Source organism: Vibrio sp. Vb1755 (genome assembly GCF_033338635.1).
GTDB lineage: Bacteria > Pseudomonadota > Gammaproteobacteria > Enterobacterales > Vibrionaceae > Vibrio > Vibrio alginolyticus.
Genome location: NZ_JAWOTA010000326.1, coordinates 1 through 1,077, shown reverse-complemented (window position 1 = coordinate 1,077; position 1,077 = coordinate 1). Strand labels below are relative to the sequence as shown.

Here is a 1,077-nt window from a genome sequence, read left to right as displayed (position 1 = left end):
TAATCATCGTTTAAGGAGGTGATCCAGCGCCAGGTTCCCCTAGCGCTACCTTGTTACGACTTCACCCCAGTCATGAACCACAAAGTGGTAAGCGTCCCCCCGAAGGTTAAACTACCTACTTCTTTTGCAGCCCACTCCCATGGTGTGACGGGCGGTGTGTACAAGGCCCGGGAACGTATTCACCGTGGCATTCTGATCCACGATTACTAGCGATTCCGACTTCATGGAGTCGAGTTGCAGACTCCAATCCGGACTACGACGCACTTTTTGGGATTCGCTCACTTTCGCAAGTTGGCCGCCCTCTGTATGCGCCATTGTAGCACGTGTGTAGCCCTACTCGTAAGGGCCATGATGACTTGACGTCGTCCCCACCTTCCTCCGGTTTATCACCGGCAGTCTCCCTGGAGTTCCCGACATTACTCGCTGGCAAACAAGGATAAGGGTTGCGCTCGTTGCGGGACTTAACCCAACATTTCACAACACGAGCTGACGACAGCCATGCAGCACCTGTCTCAGAGTTCCCGAAGGCACCAATCCATCTCTGGAAAGTTCTCTGGATGTCAAGAGTAGGTAAGGTTCTTCGCGTTGCATCGAATTAAACCACATGCTCCACCGCTTGTGCGGGCCCCCGTCAATTCATTTGAGTTTTAATCTTGCGACCGTACTCCCCAGGCGGTCTACTTAACGCGTTAGCTCCGAAAGCCACGGCTCAAGGCCACAACCTCCAAGTAGACATCGTTTACGGCGTGGACTACCAGGGTATCTAATCCTGTTTGCTCCCCACGCTTTCGCATCTGAGTGTCAGTATCTGTCCAGGGGGCCGCCTTCGCCACCGGTATTCCTTCAGATCTCTACGCATTTCACCGCTACACCTGAAATTCTACCCCCCTCTACAGTACTCTAGTCTGCCAGTTTCAAATGCTATTCCGAGGTTGAGCCCCGGGCTTTCACATCTGACTTAACAAACCACCTGCATGCGCTTTACGCCCAGTAATTCCGATTAACGCTCGCACCCTCCGTATTACCGCGGCTGCTGGCACGGAGTTAGCCGGTGCTTCTTCTGTCGCTAACGTCAAA

Annotated in this window: 1 rRNA gene; it reads right to left on the bottom strand. The window is 53.3% G+C overall.

Annotated features, from left to right (window positions below):
* Window positions 1-11: 11 nt before the first annotated feature.
* Window positions 12-1,077: ribosomal RNA gene (locus tag R7E00_RS24890) — 16S ribosomal RNA — on the bottom strand; the annotation flags it as partial.